The organism is Enterobacter sp. BNK-18 (genome assembly GCF_047456135.1).
Classification (GTDB): domain Bacteria; phylum Pseudomonadota; class Gammaproteobacteria; order Enterobacterales; family Enterobacteriaceae; genus Enterobacter; species Enterobacter ludwigii.
On the sequence record NZ_CP179899.1, the window covers coordinates 2,746,274 to 2,764,079 of the forward strand.

At 54.6% G+C, this 17,806-nt stretch carries 20 protein-coding genes; 14 read left to right on the forward strand and 6 right to left on the reverse strand.

Features of this window, described 5'->3' with window-relative positions; translation table 11 throughout:
• Positions 1-3: 3 nt before the first annotated feature.
• The 3 genes from ACMGG3_RS13150 to ACMGG3_RS13160 all read right to left on the reverse strand — a co-directional run bounded on the left by ACMGG3_RS13150 (position 4) and on the right by ACMGG3_RS13160 (position 3,672).
• The gene (locus ACMGG3_RS13150; protein WP_032680426.1) at positions 4-1,419 is read right to left on the reverse strand and encodes a DUF1116 domain-containing protein; all 1,416 of its coding nucleotides are present in this window, start codon (positions 1,417-1,419) and stop codon (positions 4-6) included.
• Positions 1,419-2,960, reverse strand: a complete 1,542-nt coding sequence (gene fdrA, locus ACMGG3_RS13155) for an acyl-CoA synthetase FdrA (protein WP_414149232.1) — start codon at positions 2,958-2,960, stop codon at positions 1,419-1,421. Before fdrA ends, ACMGG3_RS13150 begins: the two co-directional genes overlap by 1 nt.
• 106 nt (positions 2,961-3,066) lie before the next feature.
• Positions 3,067-3,672 carry an ankyrin repeat domain-containing protein gene (locus tag ACMGG3_RS13160; RefSeq protein ID WP_020883872.1) on the reverse strand — a complete coding sequence of 202 codons (606 nt, stop codon included), beginning with the start codon at positions 3,670-3,672 and terminating at the stop codon, positions 3,067-3,069.
• Positions 3,673-3,992: 320 nt separating this feature from the next.
• Between ACMGG3_RS13160 and ACMGG3_RS13165 the strand changes: the two genes are divergently transcribed.
• A complete protein-coding gene (locus ACMGG3_RS13165; protein ID WP_020883871.1) occupies positions 3,993-4,922 on the forward strand; it encodes a LysR substrate-binding domain-containing protein in 930 nt (309 codons plus the stop codon).
• Here the strand turns inward: ACMGG3_RS13165 and ACMGG3_RS13170 are convergent.
• Positions 4,919-5,077, reverse strand: coding sequence for a YqaE/Pmp3 family membrane protein (locus tag ACMGG3_RS13170; RefSeq protein WP_032678825.1), 159 nt, complete (start codon positions 5,075-5,077; stop codon positions 4,919-4,921). The two genes, ACMGG3_RS13165 and ACMGG3_RS13170, sit on opposite strands and share 4 nt — an antisense overlap.
• A gap of 179 nt (positions 5,078-5,256) precedes the next feature.
• On the opposite strand from ACMGG3_RS13170, the gene ACMGG3_RS13175 reads away from it, so the two are divergent.
• From ACMGG3_RS13175 to ACMGG3_RS13185, 3 genes are all read left to right on the forward strand, one after another.
• On the forward strand, positions 5,257-5,556 hold the full coding sequence (locus ACMGG3_RS13175; RefSeq protein ID WP_020883869.1) for an ArsR/SmtB family transcription factor: 300 nt from the start codon (positions 5,257-5,259) through the stop codon (positions 5,554-5,556).
• A 9-nt stretch (positions 5,557-5,565) separates the two neighbouring features.
• Complete coding sequence (locus tag ACMGG3_RS13180; RefSeq protein WP_150342913.1) at positions 5,566-6,087, forward strand: rhodanese family protein; 522 nt, start codon at positions 5,566-5,568, stop codon at positions 6,085-6,087.
• Positions 6,088-6,166: 79 nt separating this feature from the next.
• Complete coding sequence (locus ACMGG3_RS13185) at positions 6,167-6,346, forward strand: hypothetical protein (protein ID WP_014171310.1); 180 nt, start codon at positions 6,167-6,169, stop codon at positions 6,344-6,346.
• A 38-nt stretch (positions 6,347-6,384) separates the two neighbouring features.
• On the opposite strand, the gene stpA is transcribed toward ACMGG3_RS13185, so the two are convergent.
• A complete protein-coding gene (gene stpA / locus ACMGG3_RS13190; RefSeq protein ID WP_044858472.1) occupies positions 6,385-6,789 on the reverse strand; it encodes a DNA-binding protein StpA in 405 nt (134 codons plus the stop codon).
• 493 nt (positions 6,790-7,282) lie between these two features.
• Between stpA and alaE the strand changes: the two genes are divergently transcribed.
• Positions 7,283-7,732 (forward strand): L-alanine exporter AlaE, encoded by a 450-nt coding sequence (gene alaE / locus ACMGG3_RS13195; protein WP_020883866.1) that lies wholly within the window; start codon positions 7,283-7,285, stop codon positions 7,730-7,732.
• 32 nt (positions 7,733-7,764) lie between these two features.
• Here the strand turns inward: alaE and ACMGG3_RS13200 are convergent, their stop codons facing one another.
• Positions 7,765-8,109, reverse strand: a complete 345-nt coding sequence (locus tag ACMGG3_RS13200; protein WP_006811693.1) for a DUF2002 family protein — start codon at positions 8,107-8,109, stop codon at positions 7,765-7,767.
• A 160-nt stretch (positions 8,110-8,269) separates the two neighbouring features.
• Here ACMGG3_RS13200 and ACMGG3_RS13205 point away from each other — a divergent pair, with 160 nt between their 5' ends.
• The 9 genes from ACMGG3_RS13205 (at position 8,270) to ACMGG3_RS13245 (ending at position 17,517) form a co-directional block, all read left to right on the forward strand.
• Complete coding sequence (locus ACMGG3_RS13205; protein ID WP_014171314.1) at positions 8,270-8,596, forward strand: DUF883 domain-containing protein; 327 nt, start codon at positions 8,270-8,272, stop codon at positions 8,594-8,596.
• Positions 8,597-8,848: 252 nt separating this feature from the next.
• On the forward strand, positions 8,849-9,088 hold the full coding sequence (gene nrdH, locus ACMGG3_RS13210) for a glutaredoxin-like protein NrdH (protein ID WP_020883865.1): 240 nt from the start codon (positions 8,849-8,851) through the stop codon (positions 9,086-9,088).
• The gene (nrdI, locus tag ACMGG3_RS13215; RefSeq protein ID WP_040018935.1) at positions 9,085-9,495 is read left to right on the forward strand and encodes a class Ib ribonucleoside-diphosphate reductase assembly flavoprotein NrdI; all 411 of its coding nucleotides are present in this window, start codon (positions 9,085-9,087) and stop codon (positions 9,493-9,495) included. The genes nrdH and nrdI overlap by 4 nt, the downstream gene beginning before the upstream one ends.
• Positions 9,468-11,612: a class 1b ribonucleoside-diphosphate reductase subunit alpha gene (gene nrdE, locus ACMGG3_RS13220; RefSeq protein WP_414149233.1), complete on the forward strand. Its 2,145-nt coding sequence runs from the start codon at positions 9,468-9,470 to the stop codon at positions 11,610-11,612. The genes nrdI and nrdE overlap by 28 nt, the downstream gene beginning before the upstream one ends.
• 9 nt (positions 11,613-11,621) lie before the next feature.
• Positions 11,622-12,581 (forward strand): class 1b ribonucleoside-diphosphate reductase subunit beta, encoded by a 960-nt coding sequence (gene nrdF / locus ACMGG3_RS13225; RefSeq protein WP_020883863.1) that lies wholly within the window; start codon positions 11,622-11,624, stop codon positions 12,579-12,581.
• 333 nt (positions 12,582-12,914) lie between these two features.
• Positions 12,915-14,117 carry a glycine betaine/L-proline ABC transporter ATP-binding protein ProV gene (gene proV / locus ACMGG3_RS13230; RefSeq protein ID WP_020883862.1) on the forward strand — a complete coding sequence of 401 codons (1,203 nt, stop codon included), beginning with the start codon at positions 12,915-12,917 and terminating at the stop codon, positions 14,115-14,117.
• Complete coding sequence (gene proW / locus ACMGG3_RS13235; RefSeq protein WP_014171320.1) at positions 14,110-15,174, forward strand: glycine betaine/L-proline ABC transporter permease ProW; 1,065 nt, start codon at positions 14,110-14,112, stop codon at positions 15,172-15,174. Before proV ends, proW begins: the two co-directional genes overlap by 8 nt.
• Before the next feature lie 9 nt (positions 15,175-15,183).
• Entirely contained in the window at positions 15,184-16,182 is a 999-nt protein-coding gene (gene proX, locus ACMGG3_RS13240) for a glycine betaine/L-proline ABC transporter substrate-binding protein ProX (protein WP_414149234.1), read from the forward strand.
• Positions 16,183-16,332: 150 nt separating this feature from the next.
• Positions 16,333-17,517 (forward strand): MFS transporter, encoded by a 1,185-nt coding sequence (locus ACMGG3_RS13245; protein WP_014171322.1) that lies wholly within the window; start codon positions 16,333-16,335, stop codon positions 17,515-17,517.
• Positions 17,518-17,806 lie beyond the last annotated feature (289 nt).

Below are 17,806 nucleotides of genomic sequence, written 5' to 3' on the forward strand. Positions count from 1 at the left end.
GCCTTATAAAAAGTAGCGATCGCGGAAGGTCAACAGCGCCTTTTCAAAACAGCTAAACGGCGGGTGAACGATGCCCGCCCCAATCATGCCAATACCTGCGTCTTTGTGGGCAATGGCGGTGTTAATGACCGGCAGAATGCCGCTGCCCGCGACTTTTGTGATGTCGATGGCGGTTGGAATGCCCATAAACGAGAGCAGCGGAATGGTGACGTTCGGGTTTTCACCGAGGGTGATCTCGCGCATCTGACGGGAGAAATCGATGGCTTCATCCACCGTGCCACCCACCAGTGCCACGATCGCCGGGGCTGTGGCCATCGCAAAACCACCGATACCGTAGGTTTCGGTAATGGCGCTGTCGCCAATATCCAGCCCGGAGTCTTCCGGCCTGTAGCCCGCGAACATCGGCCCTATCACCTGCTGCGCCGGGCCGGTGAACCACTGCCCCGGCAGCCCGGAGATGCGCAGGCCGAACTCGTAGCCGTTACGCGCCATGGTGGTGACCACGGTGCTGTACTCAATACCGTGTGCGGCATCCATGGCGGCTTTACACATCGCCATCCACGTCGGGCCGGAGAAGTAATCGCTGCTGGCGACGAACTCAAACACCTCACGCTGCTGTGCCACCGGATACCCGGCCTGAATCAGCCCGGGCGTCAGCGCCTGGATCAGCAGCGTGGTGCCGGCGTTGTTGCGGTTATGGCACTCGTCGCCCATGTGCAGCGCCTGGGCGAGCATCAGGCGCAGGTCGATTTCACCGATGATTTTCATGGCATCGCGCAGCATCGGGCCGAGCACGTCACGCATCCAGTTCAGGCGGTCAATAACGCTCTGGTCGTTGGCGCCCATGCGCAGGATCTTCGCCATCTGCTCGCTAAGGTTAGTGAACGCCCGGTTGCCGTAGGTTTTGTTCTCAACGATGTGCATAAACATCGATGCCGAAGTGACGCCCGCCATTGAGCCTACGCAGTCGTGCTCGTGACAGGGCGAGAAGGTGATCGCCCCTGACGCCGCCACGCGCTCCGCGTCGTCGATATCGCGTGCCAGCCCTTCAAACACCAGCGCCCCGGTCACGGCCCCTTTCATTGCGCCACACATGTTTTCCCAGCTGACGGGCGGACCGGCGTGAAGAATGGTGGTGCGGGTCATGCCCGGCACAACGTTGATCGCCTGGTCGTAGCCCACCAGCACCGGATGGGACTGGATAATGCGCTCAAGGGCAATCTTATTGGCGGCGGCGATTTTGTCAGCCAGTGGCGCAAGGGCCAGCTGATCCAGCGCCTCTACAACCTGCAAATTCCCCTGCCCCGGCGGCGTCCAGTCGAGCTGGGTCACGGGGATATGCTGCTTTTTGAGATCCGCACTGAACAGCGCGATACCGACGTTAATCACGTTCAACGGCTGGTTAAATAAGGTCGTCATCAGGCAGTCTCCCCTTTAAAGACAAATTCACGTGCCAGTAATCCGGTGTTGGTGCTGCTGCTCGCCCAGATCACCCCTGCCTCGGTCAGAAGCTGACACTGCTGTGCCAGGGACGGTGAGTCCTGGTCGGTTCCGAGCACATAGCCGAGAATTGCCAGCGGACGGTTATCGGCTTTCGCCGTCGCCTGCGCCTCTTTTATGGCCTCAAGCATCACGCCGACCGGATCCTCGTGCGCGCCAAAGCCCAGGACAAAGTCCATCACGATCACGCCCACCTCGGGGTCACGCGCCTCCTGCAACAGGCGGCTGATGCGGTTGGTCGGATCGATCATCGGGTGCGGTTTGCCGTGGGTGAAATCGTCATCTCCAAAATCAAGGAAGGTGTGGGCTTTACTGACGTTGATATCGTCCAGCCGTTTCGCCGGGTCGGGTTGAATGTTGCTGTAGACGTCGTCGAACTTTTCCAGCGCGGCGAACATGGCCTCATCGCACAGGGTGCCGCCGCAGAACAGGCCGCGGATGTATTTCTGCTGGGGTGTCAGCCGGGCACGCTCCTCTTCGATCAGTGGCCAGTTCAGCGGATGCAGGTCGAGAGACTCTTTTTTCACCCCCGTTAACAGCACGGCCTTCAGCGCCGCCTCTTTGGTGCCACGGGCGAACTGCAGGTTGCCTTCATCAGCCGGCGGCTGATGACGACCGAGGAAACAGACCACCACCGGTTTGCGGCAGGTGCGGGCGCGGGCCAGCACTTTTTCTGCCACCGACGGCGCAGGCGGTTTAGAGATGAGGGTAATCACCTGGGTGGCGTCGTCAGCGTCCAGCATCGCGATGGCATCCAGCATCATCAGGCCACCTATCTTTTCGCTCAGATCGCGCCCGCCGGTGCCAATCAGCTGCGACACGCCGCCGCCGAATTCATGGATCCGCACGCTCAGCTCCTGGCTGCCGGTCCCGGACGCCCCGATAATACCGATCGGTCCGCGGCGCACCGCATTGGCGAAGCACAGCCCGGTACCGTTGATAATGGCCGTGCCGCAGTCCGGCCCCATCATCAGCAGCCCTTTCTGGTGTGCCAGCTGCTTCAGCGCCAGCTCGTCATCAAGGCTGACGTTGTCGGAGAAGAGCATGACGTTGAGATCGTTTTCCAGCGCCTGACGTGCTTCGCGGGCGGCAAACGTGCCGTTTACTGAAATCACCGCCAGGTTGCTCTCAGGACGATGGGTTTTCGCACTGGCAAGGGTGGCATAACGCGCTTCATGGCTCCCGCCGCTCTCCTTGCGGGTGAAAAGCGCTTCGATGGCTGCCAGCGTTTTGTCATTCGCCGCCTCGCCTTTAATCACGATCATTAAGTCGCCGTTTTTGGCATCCGCTAATTCCGGCGTTAATAGCCCGAGATTTTTTAATACGCCTTTGTTCATTTCTGTCGCCATAGCCACAAAAGCCTGCTCAACGCCCGGCAATTTATTGGCCTTGGTGGAAACCGACATCAATGACACCGAGTCAAAATAGGTATTCTTTTTTATGACGATTTTGGTGGGCATTATTTTCTCCTGAATGAGGATAAAAGGGGGCCGCCGTCGTGCAATAGGCACGTCGGTAAAATACTGTCTGAATGAGCGACCAGCCGGAAAAGGCTGGCCGAAGGAATTACGCGCCTGCGGCCAGCAGCAGGTCTGCTATCTGGTGATAGCCTTTTTCCCGCGCCAGTTCGAGCGGGGTTTTGCCGTATTTATCGGTCATGTGCGGATTTGCGCCGTTATCCAGTAACAGCTTTACAATTTCCTGCTGTTTCGCGCCGCCATCGTTGAGGACAATCGCCTCCAGTAGCGGCGTCCAGCCCACGAAGTTGGTGTGGTTGACGTTAATATCGGTTTTCTCCAGCAGCTCGCGCACAATCTCAACGTGCCCTTTCTCACTGGCAGGCGTAATGCCGACACCACCGAAGCGGGTCAGGCGATCAAGATCCGGGTTGGCGGGTAAGACTATTCGCAGCAGGGTTAAATCATTTGTCAGGCAGCTAATCAGGAAGGGGTTAAAACAGGTCTGATCCTGTTGATCAATATCTGCTCCGGCAGCAATTAAAAATGCCACGCAGTCATAATGTTTTTTCAGGCTGGCAATAATAACGGCCGTTCTTTTCTGGCGTTGAGTGGCATTAATATCGACACCTTTTTCAAGGCAGGCTTTTAGCCCGTCAATATTGCCCTGCTCTGCCGCCAGCAAAAATTCAGTAACGAGTTCGTTCGCAGACATATTCAGACTCCCCATGATGTATTGCTCATGACCTGAGAATAGCAACAGCCTGGTGAGAAAAGAATCCGCTTAAAAATCATTCATCGACAGTCAATTCATTATTGAGTTAAATTCAACAATTCAGCCAAAATGTGCGGCCGTGCAATCTTTTACTTATGTTTTAGCGCTTTTATTCGCCTCAGACAGCATTCTGCTTATGCCTGATGAAGCCTGACATGACGCGGCTCGACGCGAATAATCAGAACTGTGACCGCCGTCATATGCGTTGTAACAGCGCTGTTAAAATATGTTCAAAACTGATGGCTAACAGGAGCCGTAATATGAATTCCATCTTTACTGAAGAGAACCTGCTGGCCTTCACCACGGCGGCACGCTTTGGCAGCTTCAGCAAAGCCGCCACCGAGCTTGGCGTAACCACCTCTGCCATCAGTTACACCATCAAGCGAATGGAGACCGGGCTGGATGTGGTGCTGTTTGTACGCAATACGCGCAGCATTGAGCTGACCGAGTCAGGGTTTTACTTTTACCGTAAAGCGACCGACCTGCTGAATGATTTTCATGCCATTAAGCGCGGGATAGACACCATTTCGCAGGGCATTGAGGCGCGGGTCCGCATCTGCATCAACCAGCTTTTGTACACCCCACGCCATACGGCGCGGCTGCTGCAGGTGCTGAAAAAACAGTTTCCTACCTGCCAGATCACCGTCACGACCGAGGTCTACAACGGCGTCTGGGACTCCATTATCAACAACCAGGCCAATATCGCGATTGGCGCACCGGACACGCTGCTCGACGGCGGCGGCATTGATTACACCGAGATCGGTGCCATCCGTTGGGTATTCGCCATCGCGCCGGAACACCCGCTGGCCTTCGTACCGGAGCCGATAGCCGAAAGCCAGCTGCGTCTGTACCCCAACATCATGGTGGAAGACACGGCGCACACTATAAACAAGAAGGTCGGCTGGCTGCTGCACGGCCAGGAGGCGATTCTGGTGCCCGACTTCAACACCAAATGCCAGTGTCAGATCCTTGGGGACGGGATTGGTTTTTTACCGGAGTATATGGCCCGCGAGGCGGTGGAGGACGGGCTGCTGGTCACGCGGCGAATCAATAATCCGCGTCAGGATTCACGCATGCTGCTTGCCACGCAGCATGCGGCGACCGGCCAGGTCACGCGCTGGATCAAACAGCAATTTGGTCCACAGGGCGTGCTGACCGGGATATACAGCGACCTATTGTGGCGCGCTTAGTTTTTGCTTTGCACCCAAAACGCGTGAATAAGACCAGGGATGTAGCCCAGTAAGGTCAGAACGATGTTAATGATAAACGCCCAGCCAAACCCTTTGCCGAGCAGCACGCCCAGCGGTGGCAGGATAATAGTAAAGACAATACGCCAAAAACCCATAACGACTCCGTGCAAGCTAACCAATTGAAAATAAAAAAGAGAACATTCTCTAAGCGTAGCCAGTTTAACGGCCTGCGCCATCTCTTTATCGCCCTTTTACCCTCTTTTACGCTTTTGACACTGGCTTAATTCTCCCCATTAGTTTAGAGTTTTCTTAATTAAGTAAATACTAAACTAATATGACTGAACTCGAACAACTTCAGGCCAGCGCCGGACAGGCCGCAGCCCTGTTAAAAGCGATGAGCAATCCGCGTCGGTTGCTGATCCTCTGCATGCTGTGCGGTACACCGGGTACCAGCGCGGGCGATCTGGCGCGGGCGACGGGGCTTAGCCCATCCGCCACGTCACAACATCTGGCGCGTATGCGTGAAGAGGGGCTTATCGACAGCACCCGTGAAGCGCAGCGCATCCTGTATTTCATTAAAAACGATGCGGTGCATCAGCTGATCAGCACCCTGAAAAGCCTCTATTGCCCGTAAGGAGCCACCATGTCACTACCGCTCATTTCACCCCAGCAGGCCAATGCGCTCGTTGCTGAAGGTGCAAAACTGATCGATATTCGCGATCCCGACGAATATGCCCGCGAGCATATTCCCGCCGCCCGGTCCGTGCCGCTGGACACCTTACCCGGCGGGCTTGAGACGCACGCGGGAGAAACGGTGATTTTTCACTGCCAGTCTGGCGCCCGGACATCCTCGAACGCAGCCCGCCTTGCTCAGGCTGCCACGCCTGCTCAGGCATTTATCGTTGAAGGCGGAATTCAGGGGTGGAAGCAGGCCGGGTTGATCACGCAGGAAGACACGTCACAGCCGCTGCCGTTGATGCGCCAGGTACAAATTGCCGCCGGGCTGCTCACCCTGTGCGGGGTCGTGCTGGGCTTTACGCTCTCCAGCGGCTTTTTCCTGCTGAGTGGCTTTGTGGGTGCCGGGCTGCTGTTTGCCGGGCTGACCGGGTTTTGCGGAATGGCGAGACTGCTGAAAGTGATGCCCTGGAACCGGCGTACCTCGTAAGCAGTAATCGGTGAAATACGCTGTACCCGGTATCAGACGTGGGCTAAGGTGAAGATCATTGAAACGATGAGGAGGTAGTATGTTTTCTGTCGGTGATTATGTGCAACCGCGTAAAGGCGGCCCAAAACTGAAAGTACTCGAAGTGAACGGCGATAGCGTTGTGGCGGTTCAGGCCAGCAATGAGCAAGGCGAGAAATTTACCCTGAAGGCCGCAGACCTGGCCCTGTATACCGAAGAGGGTGATTTCGGCGTCTGCTAAACAGGCAACCGGGCGGAGTCCTCCGCCCGGCTCATGGATTAAATCAGAAAATCATCCAGTGATTTACCGTTTGCCAGTGCATTGGCAATAGGCTTTGGCGTACGCCCCTGACCGGTCCATGTTTTCTCTTCACCGTTGAGATCAATAAAGCGATATTTCGCTTCACGCGGTTTACGTTTTTTCGCTGGCTTACCGGCCTGCGCCAAATCTGAACCGAGGAGATCGGACGGTGAAATACCATCAGCTTTCATCAGTTCCAGCAGGGCATTAATTTTTTCCTGCTGCTCAGCGCGTTGTTGCTCTAATTCCGCCAGCTCACTCCGTTTCTCTTCAGCAACGACCCTGACTTTTTCCAGCATTTCTTCAAGAACGTCCAGGGATAATTCACGCGCCATCGCACGCAGAGTTCGGATATTATTAAGATTCTGTAACGTCAAAGACATATATTTGAAAACCTTTTCTTTAGGGTAAATCGAAAAATCGACAAGAGAATAATTCATTTCGCCTGGAATATCTACCCGCGGGCACGTCTTGCTAAAAATGTAAATGGTTTAAAATATCGCGTTTAATAATATCGGCGGATAACTGTCGATACCGCCGGATTCAATCTTTATCTCAGTATAAACGGTTAGATTTAATCCAAATCAAAGCATGCCGCACTGTCGTCGTTCGGGCAGAACGTTCGCTTCGGCACACTTAAGATCAACAGATTGATTTACATACAAAAACTGACGGAAGGGACAGATTATAACGAACCGAACAAAAAACACGCAATTTTAGAGGATTTTGTGGACAAAACGCGACTAAATAAAAATTAATAACTAGTTGTTAGTTCAAAGGCAGAGATATACGCTATACACGACTGACAAACCAACCTAAAGCACTAACCGCTGAGGGAAAATCGTTTCTATTGTGTTCTTCTCAAGGAGTTCAGACATGTTCTCACCGCAATCTCGCCTGCGCCATGCGGTAGCGGATACCTTCGCGATGGTTGTTTACTGTTCCGTCGTGAACATGCTGATCGAAATTTTCCTCTCCGGAATGTCCTTTGAGCAGTCACTTTCTTCTCGTCTGGTGGCAATTCCGGTCAACATTATTATTGCGTGGCCTTACGGATTATACCGCGATGCGGTCATGCGCTTTGCGCGTCGTATTAGCCCGTCAGGGTGGGTGAAAAACCTCGCCGACGTTCTGGCATACGTGACGTTCCAGTCGCCGGTTTACGTGGCTATTCTGCTGACAGTGGGCGCAGACTGGCATCAAATCGTCGCAGCGGTCAGTTCAAATATCGTGATTTCAATGCTGATGGGTGCGGTGTATGGCTATTTTCTCGACTACTGTCGCCGCCTGTTTAAGGTCAGCCAGTACAGTCAGGCCAAAGCATGATGTGAGGCGACTGGCGAATGCCAGTCGCAGATTTACTGTACGTCGCCAAACAGTCCCTTCAAAAACCGCTCCAGCGCCATACGCGAACTGAAGCCATGCGGAATACCATAATGTTCATGCGTTTCACCACCTAAATACAGTGGGAATTGCTGATAATGATCGCAGGTTTTAATATCCGAGGCAGGCTCAGCAAATGACAAACTTCTGTCTTTCAGCGTCGGGTGAATAATGAGAGCGGTACGTCCCATTCTTGCTTCACGATTAACGTAAACATAATTCTCGCCACGGCGATATCCATACGCTTTTGATGTCACCTCATCCATGGTGAATCCCTCTTTTTCAAGAACGCGCGCCACCTCATCAGGTCGTAAATACATATCTTTTCCTCGTTATCTTTTCCTGCCCGGCAACCTTACAGTATTCAGCATTAGCAGGGCTTTCAGAATATTCCATAAACTGCCAGATAACGCGTGACGCGCTTCAGATATTAAATTTCTGGACTAAACTAAACGGGAACGCAAAATTACGGAGGATCGTATGTTTAACAGACCGAACCGAAACGATATTAACGACGACACGCAGGATATTCGTAACGATGTCAGCCAATTAGCGGACTCGCTGGAAGAAGTGCTGAAATCCTGGGGTTCCGGTGCGAAGGACGAAGCGGATGCCGCAAAACGTAAGGCTCAGTCTTTGCTACGTGAAACCCGCGCCCGCATGAATGGGCGTTCGCGCACCACGCAGGCTGCCTGCGATGCCATCAGTTGCGCCAATACCTTCGTTCGCGAAAAACCCCTCTGTACGCTTGGTACGGTAGCCGCGGTGGGTATCTTCGTGGGGGCGCTGCTTAGCCTGCGCAAATAGTCGTCTCAGCCTGTCCGTATCCGCCCCGGTCGCGTCAGCCCCCGGGGCTTTTCTTTGCCTGCGCGCCTGAAAAAGCCGTACAGCCCACCCTGCCCCGCTGTGCTCATCATCGGGGCCATATTAATCTGAAATTCCCATATCTTGTATGGTTGAATCTTACGACAACTACATCTAGTATTCCCTTTAGCAAGATACACACAACCTGACGCGTTTATTCGCGCCGCTCTCTCATTTTAAATGGAAATACGAATCATGAGCATTATTATTTACACTCGTAACGATTGTGTTCAGTGCCACGCGACAAAACGTGCAATGGAAAGCCGTGGAGTGGCCTTTGAGATGGTGAACATTGACCTGCAGCCCGAAGCTGCCGATACCCTGCGGGCGCAAGGTTTTCGCCAGCTGCCGGTCGTCGTCGCCGGGGAGACCAGCTGGTCCGGCTTTCGCCCCGACATGATTAACCGCCTCGCCGCCCAGGCCGCCAGGGCATGAGTGGGCTGGTCTACTTCTCCAGCAGCTCGGAAAACACGCTCCGCTTTATTGAGCGCGTCGGGCTGCCTGCGATACGTATCCCGCTTAATGAGCGGGAACGGATCCGGGTAGACGAACCCTACATTCTGGTGGTCCCGAGCTATGGTGGAGGTGGCACCGCGGGGGCCGTGCCTCGCCAGGTGATCCGCTTTCTCAACGATCCCCACAACCGACAGCTTATTCGCGGCGTTATCGCGGCGGGCAATCGCAATTTCGGCGATGCCTTTGGCCGTGCCGGGGATGTCATTTCTCAAAAATGCGGCGTGCCGTATCTCTATCGTTTTGAACTGATGGGGACACAGCAGGACGTAGAGAACGTGCGTAAAGGAGTGAACGAATTTTGGCAACGACAACCGCAGAACGTGTAATTCAGGCGACACCGGATTACCACGCATTAAACGCAATGCTGAACCTCTATGACCGTGAGGGGCACATTCAGTTTGGCAAAGATCATGAGGCGGTGGAGGCATTTATCGCCACCCACGTCCGCCCCAACAGCATGACCTTTGCAAGCCAGAATGAACGTCTCGATTATCTGGTCAAGGAAGGCTATTACGAAGAGCGCGTGCTGGCCCGGTACGATCGTGCCTTTGTGGAGACGCTGTTCGGGCAGGCCCATAGCCGCGGTTTTCGTTTCCAGACGTTTCTTGGCGCATGGAAGTTTTACACCAGCTATACCCTGAAAACGTTCGACGGCAAACGCTATCTTGAAAGCTTCGAGGACCGCGTGGTGATGGTTGCCCTGACGCTCGCGCAGGGCGATGAAACGCTGGCAGAACGCCTGATGGATGAGATGCTCTCCGGCCGTTTCCAGCCCGCCACACCGACCTTTCTCAATTGCGGAAAAGCCCAGCGCGGCGAGCTGGTCTCCTGCTTCCTGCTGCGCATCGAAGACAATATGGAGTCGATTGGTCGCGCGGTGAATTCGGCGCTGCAGCTCTCCAAACGCGGCGGCGGTGTGGCGTTTCTGCTGTCGAACCTGCGTGAAGCCGGTGCGCCAATTAAGCGCATCGAAAACCAGTCCTCCGGCGTGATTCCGGTCATGAAAATGCTGGAAGATGCTTTCTCGTATGCCAACCAGCTGGGGGCGCGTCAGGGCGCGGGGGCGGTCTATCTGCATGCGCACCATCCGGATATCCTGCGCTTCCTGGATACCAAACGTGAAAACGCCGATGAAAAAATCCGCATTAAGACCCTGTCGCTTGGGGTGGTGATTCCGGATATCACCTTTGCACTCGCCAAAGAAAATGCCGAGATGGCGCTCTTCTCCCCATACGACATTGAGCGTATTTACGGGAAAGCGTTTGGTGATGTGGCGATAAGCGCCCTGTATCACGATCTGGTGGCCGACGATCGCATTCGTAAGAAATACATTAACGCCCGCGATTTCTTCCAGACGCTGGCCGAAATTCAGTTTGAGTCCGGCTATCCGTACATCATGTATGAAGATACGGTCAACCGTGCGAACCCGATTGCCGGGCGAATCAATATGAGCAACCTCTGCTCGGAGATATTGCAGGTGAACAGCGCATCAACGTATGACGAAAACCTGGACTACGCCGACATCGGCAAAGATATCTCCTGTAACCTCGGGTCGCTGAATATTGCCCACACCATGGATTCCCCCGATTTTGGTCGCACGGTGGAGACCGCTATTCGCGGGCTGACCGCGGTGTCAGACATGAGCCACATCCGCAGCGTGCCGTCCATTGAAGCCGGTAATGCCGCCTCACACGCCATCGGCCTTGGGCAGATGAACCTGCACGGCTATCTGGCGCGGGAAGGTATCGCCTACGGTAGCCTGGAAGGACTGGATTTCACCAACCTCTATTTTTACACCATTACCTGGCATGCGCTGCATACCTCTATGATGCTGGCGCGCGAGCGTAACCAGCGCTTTGCGGGCTTTGAACAGTCGCGTTACGCCAGCGGTGAGTACTTCAGGCCATATCTGGAAGGAGACTGGCAGCCGAAAACCGACAAAGTGCGCCAGCTGTTTGCCGATGCCGGGGTTCTCCTGCCCACCCGCGAGATGTGGCAGCAGCTGCGGGACGATGTGATGCGTTACGGCATCTATAACCAGAACCTGCAGGCCGTACCGCCAACCGGATCAATCTCTTACATTAACCACGCCACGTCGAGTATCCACCCGATTGTGTCGAAGATTGAGATCCGCAAGGAAGGCAAGACCGGGCGCGTTTACTACCCTGCCCCGTTTATGACCAACGACAATCTGGCCCTGTATCAGGACGCGTATGAGATTGGCCCTGAGAAAATTATTGATACCTACGCCGAGGCGACAAAACACGTGGATCAGGGGCTGTCGCTGACGCTCTTCTTCCCGGACACCGCCACCACGCGCGACATCAACCGGGCGCAGATTTACGCCTGGAAGAGAGGGATCAAAACCCTCTACTACATTCGCCTGCGCCAGCGTGCGCTGGAAGGCACCGAAATTGAAGGCTGCGTGTCCTGCGCGCTGTAAGGAGAAAGGATGAAACTGTCACGCGTGAGTGCCGTTAACTGGAATAAAATTCAGGATGATAAAGACCTGGAGGTGTGGAACCGCCTGACCAGCAACTTCTGGCTGCCGGAAAAAGTCCCGCTTTCAAACGATATTCCGGCCTGGCAAACCCTCAGCCACGCCGAACAGCAGCTGACGATCCGTGTGTTCACCGGTCTGACGCTGCTGGACACCATTCAAAATACCGTCGGTGCCCCTGCGCTGATGGCCGACGCGCTGACGCCTCACGAAGAGGCGGTGATGTCGAACATCAGCTTTATGGAGGCGGTCCATGCCCGCTCCTACAGCTCGATTTTTTCCACGCTGTGCCAGACCAAAGATGTGGACGCGGCATACACCTGGAGCGAAGAAAGCGAGTCATTGCAGCGAAAGGCCAGCCTGGTGCTGGAGTATTATCAGGCCGACGAACCGCTGAAGAAGAAAATTGCCAGCGTGTTTCTCGAATCCTTCCTGTTCTATTCGGGCTTCTGGTTACCGATGTACTGGTCGAGCCGCGGCAAGCTGACCAATACCGCCGATTTGATTCGCCTCATCATTCGTGATGAAGCCGTACACGGGTACTACATCGGCTATAAATATCAGAAAGGGCTGGAGAACGTCAGCGAAGAAAAGCGCGAAGCGTTAAAAGGTTTTGCCCTCGATTTGCTGATGGATTTGTACGAGAACGAACTGAGTTATACCGAAGAATTGTACGCCGGTACCGGTTGGGAGGAGGAGGTAAAAGCGTTTCTTTGCTACAACGCCAATAAAGCGCTGATGAATCTCGGCTACGAAGCGCTTTTCCCGCCGGAAATGGCCGACGTGAACCCGGCGATCCTGGCGGCACTGTCACCCAACGCCGATGAAAACCACGATTTCTTCTCCGGGTCTGGTTCGTCGTATGTGATGGGCAAAGCGGTGGAGACCGAAGATGAGGACTGGGATTTTTAATGCGCGGGTTAACGTTCATTAATTTAATATAATTCTAACAATTTCCTCCCTAATATTTCACGGGCAACTACACTGTAATTCCCCGTTCATATTCGCCTGAATCACTCCGATTCAGGCGAAATGTCGCTGCGCAAAAGCAAAAAATTCAGAAAAATTCTAACCACGCTCAGCCCTTTACTCATGGGAAATTCAGCCGTTTCGCTTACGGTAAAATTCCTGCCATAAGCAAACCCAGGGTTGTCTCAGATTCTCAGTATGTTAGGGTAATGCCAGTTAACTATTTACCATGGTAATGATATCGACATAAACAAATAACAGGACACTCTCTATTGCATGGCAATTAAATTAGAAGTGAAAAATCTTTATAAAGTATTTGGCGAGCATCCTCAGCGCGCATTCAAATATATTGAGAAAGGCCTTTCAAAAGAGCAAATTCTGGAAAAAACCGGGCTGTCGCTTGGCGTTAAAGACGCCAGTCTGGCCATTGAAGAAGGCGAGATTTTTGTCATCATGGGGTTATCCGGTTCGGGTAAATCCACTATGGTTCGCCTTCTCAATCGCCTGATTGAACCCACCCGTGGACAGGTGCTGATAGATGGCGTTGATATCGCCAGAATATCAGAGGCTGAACTTCGCGAGGTGCGCAGAAAGAAGATTGCAATGGTGTTCCAGTCATTTGCGCTGATGCCGCATATGACGGTGCTGGATAATGCCGCCTTTGGCATGGAATTAGCGGGCGTTACCGCTAATGAACGTCAGGAAAAAGCGCTGGATGCATTACGTCAGGTGGGCCTCGAGAATTATGCGCATGCCTACCCGGATGAGCTTTCTGGCGGGATGCGCCAGCGTGTCGGATTAGCCCGCGCATTAGCCATTAACCCAGACATTTTATTAATGGATGAAGCCTTCTCGGCACTCGATCCATTAATTCGCACCGAGATGCAGGATGAGCTGGTAAAATTACAGGCTAAACATCAACGTACCATTGTTTTTATTTCCCACGATCTTGATGAAGCCATGCGTATTGGTGACCGTATTGCCATTATGCAAAATGGTGAAGTGGTGCAGGTCGGCACGCCGGATGAAATTCTGAATAATCCGGCCAATGATTATGTGCGCACCTTCTTCCGCGGCGTGGATATTAGCCAGGTCTTTAGTGCGAAAGATATCGCCCGTCGTTCACCGAACGGTCTTATCCGCAAAACACCGGGCTTTGGTCCGCGCTCTGCACTGAAACTGTTGCAGGATGAAGATCGGGAATACGGTTATCTGATCGAACGCGGTAATAAATTTGTAGGCATTGTTTCCATCGACTCCCTGAAAACCGCACTCAGCGAAAATCAGGGCATTGATGCGGCGGTTATCGACTCCCCGCTTGCCGTGGACGCCGAAACGCCGCTCAGCGAGCTGCTCTCTCACGTTGGTCAGGCCCCGTGTGCCGTACCGGTAGTCAGTGAGGAACAACAGTACGTCGGCATCATCTCAAAACGCATGTTGCTGCAGGCTTTAGATCGCGAGGGGACAAACAATGGCTGATCAATCTAACCCGTGGGGAACCACCGAGGCGGCGGACAGCGCTGCTCAATCTGCCGATGCGTGGGGGTCTTCCACGCCTGCGCCAACCGATGGCGGCGCGGCGGACTGGCTCAACAGTGCACCGGCTCCTGCGCCAGAGCACTTCAATATTATGGATCCGTTTCATAAGACGCTGATCCCGCTGGATAGCTGGGTCACGGAGGGGATCGACTGGGTAGTGACTCACTTCCGTCCGGTCTTCCAGGGGATCCGCGTACCGGTGGATTACATCCTGAACGGTTTCCAGCAGCTGATGCTCGGCATGCCCGCGCCGGTCGCTATTGTGCTCTTCTCCCTGATTGCCTGGCAGTTTGGCAGCGCTGGCATGGGTGTCGCCACGCTGATCTCACTGATAGCCATCGGCGCGATTGGCGCCTGGTCGCAGGCAATGATCACCTTAGCGCTGGTGCTCACCGCCCTGCTCTTCTGCGTCGCTATCGGCCTGCCGATGGGGATCTGGCTGGCGCGCAGTCCGCGGGCGGCGAAGATTATTCGTCCGCTACTGGATGCGATGCAGACCACCCCCGCGTTTGTCTACCTGGTGCCGATCGTGATGCTGTTTGGTATCGGCAACGTGCCGGGCGTCGTGGTGACCATTATCTTCGCCCTGCCGCCGGTCATTCGTCTGACGATACTCGGGATTAACCAGGTACCGGCCGATCTTATCGAGGCGTCGCGTTCATTTGGTGCCAGCCCGCGCCAGATGCTGTTTAAAGTTCAGCTTCCGCTGGCGATGCCAACCATCATGGCGGGTGTCAACCAGACGCTGATGCTGGCCCTCTCCATGGTAGTAATTGCCTCAATGATCGCCGTCGGCGGGCTGGGTCAGATGGTGCTGCGCGGCATTGGTCGTCTTGATATGGGACTGGCCACCGTGGGCGGCGTCGGCATTGTGATCCTCGCCATTATCCTTGACCGCCTGACGCAGGCTGTCGGTCGTGATTCACGCAGTCGCGGCAACCGTCGCTGGTATAGCACCGGCCCTGTCGGGTTAATCACCCGCCCATTCAGAAAATAAGGAACAACGATGCGACATCGCGTACTTTTTGCCACAGCGTTTGCCACCCTTGTCTCCACCAGCACGTTTGCAGCAGACCTGCCGGGCAAAGGCATTACCGTGCAACCGGTGCAAAGCACCATTTCAGAAGAGACCTTCCAGACGCTGTTAGTCAGCCGCGCGCTGGAAAAACTGGGCTATACGGTCAACACCCCAAGTGAAGTGGATTACAACGTGGGCTACACCTCGATTGCCTCCGGTGATGCCACCTTTACCGCCGTCAACTGGCAGCCGCTGCACGACGACATGTATGCCGCCGCCGGCGGGGATAAGAAATTCTACCGCGAAGGCACCTTCGTGACCGGCGCAGCGCAGGGGTATCTGATCGACAAGAAAACAGCCGACCAGTACCACATCACCAATATCGAGCAGCTGAAAGATCCGAAGATTGCCAAACTGTTCGACACCAACGGTGACGGCAAAGCTGACATGATGGGCTGCTCGCCGGGCTGGGGCTGTGAGGCGGTGATTAATCACCAGAACAAAGCCTTTGACCTGGCGAAAACGGTCGACGTCAGCCACGGTAACTACTCGGCGATGATGGCCGACACCATTGCCCGCTTCAAAGAGGGTAAACCGGTTATCTATTACACCTGGACACCGTACTGGGTGAGCGACGAGCTGAAGCCGGGGAAAGACGTGGTGTGGCTGCAGGTACCCTTCTCTTCCCTGCCGGGCGAGCAGAAAGATATCGACACCAAACTGCCAAACGGCATGAACTATGGCTTCCCGGTCAACACGATGCATATCGTTGCTAACAAAGCCTGGGCTGAGAAAAACCCGGCGGCAGCGAAGCTGTTCTCGGTGATGAAACTGCCTCTGGCGGACATCAACGCCCAGAACGCAATGATGCACGCGGGGAAATCGTCCGAAGCTGACATCAAAGGCCACGTGGATGGCTGGATCAAAGCCCACCAGCAGCAGTTTGATGGTTGGGTAAAAGAAGCGATGGACGCGCAGAAGTCATAAGAGCCCTTCAGACCTGCCCTCTCCCCACGGGAGAGGGTTAACTCCCCCTAAACCGCACAATCCAGCACGTAACAATCCCACCACATTCACAATCATTCGCTATTATGGTTCACGGAAAAATAATCACTTAACTCACGATTCCTGAACCTGATGACTAAAACAACTCAAGGGCTTAGCCCGGCACTCATCCTTTTAATGTCCGTGGCAACGGGTCTGGCCGTCGCCAGTAACTACTACGCGCAGCCACTGCTCGATACCATCGCCCGCGCGTTTAACCTTTCTGCCAGCTCCGCTGGCTTTATTGTCACCGCCGCGCAGCTTGGCTATGCCGCCGGGCTGCTTTTCCTCGTGCCGCTGGGCGATATGTTTGAGCGTCGAATGCTGATTGTCTCCATGACCTTGCTGGCCGCAGGCGGGATGCTGATCACCGCCAGCAGCCACTCGTTAACGATGATGATTATCGGCACCGCGTTAACGGGTCTGTTCTCCGTCGTGGCGCAGATTCTGGTTCCGCTCGCCGCCACTCTCGCCTCACCGGAAAAGCGCGGCAAGGTGGTGGGAACAATCATGAGCGGCCTGCTGCTGGGGATTTTGCTGGCGCGGACCGTCGCCGGGCTGCTGGCGAGTCTTGGTGGCTGGCGTACCGTGTATTGGGTGGCGAGCGTACTGATGGCCGTGATGGCGCTTGCCCTGTGGCGCGGGCTGCCAAAGGTGAAGCAGGAAAATCACCTTAATTATCCGCAGCTTCTCGCCTCCGTTTTCAGCCTCTTCACACACGATAAACTGCTGCGTACGCGTGCGTTGCTGGGCTGTTTGACCTTCGCCAACTTCAGCATCTTATGGACCTCAATGGCGTTTCTGCTGGCCGCGCCGCCGTTCAATTATTCCGAAGCAGTGATTGGTCTGTTTGGTCTGGCGGGCGCTGCGGGAGCTCTGGGCGCGCGTCCGGCGGGCGGACTGGCGGATAAAGGCAAATCCCATCTGACGACCTCTGCCGGGCTGGTTCTGCTCCTGCTCTCCTGGGCAGCCATCTGGTATGGCCATACCTCTGTGCTGGCGCTGATCGTCGGTATTCTGGTACTCGACCTCACCGTGCAGGGCGTGCATATCACTAACCAGACCGTCATCTACCGCGTGAAGCCAGAGGCGCGTAACCGCCTCACGGCCGGATACATGACCAGCTATTTTATTGGCGGCGCAGCGGGTTCGTTAATTTCAGCCTCGGCGTGGCAGCATGCCGGTTGGTCAGGCGTGTGTGGGATAGGGGCAATCGTCGCCGCGCTGAATCTGCTAGTATGGTGGCGTGGGTACCATCGCCAGGACGTAATTAACTAAGTTTTACATTGCTTTGGGCCTCTTAGGGTGTAAAGGGGCCCTGCAGTCTGTTAATGTAAACGTAATCATTTATCCCAGAAATTTTAATGTGGGTGACATATTTTCTACCGGCATGAATAGTTCAGACCCCCGTCCTCACATCCTCTCTTCCGCGGGTTCACACCCAACGCTCTCTGTGCTCACCGGGTCACGGACTTACCCGGCGCTTTCTGATGGTGACATAAGTTTGGCGGATATAACCGCACAAATAATTCATTTACATTATTTGTCACTATCGTTACTATATCGG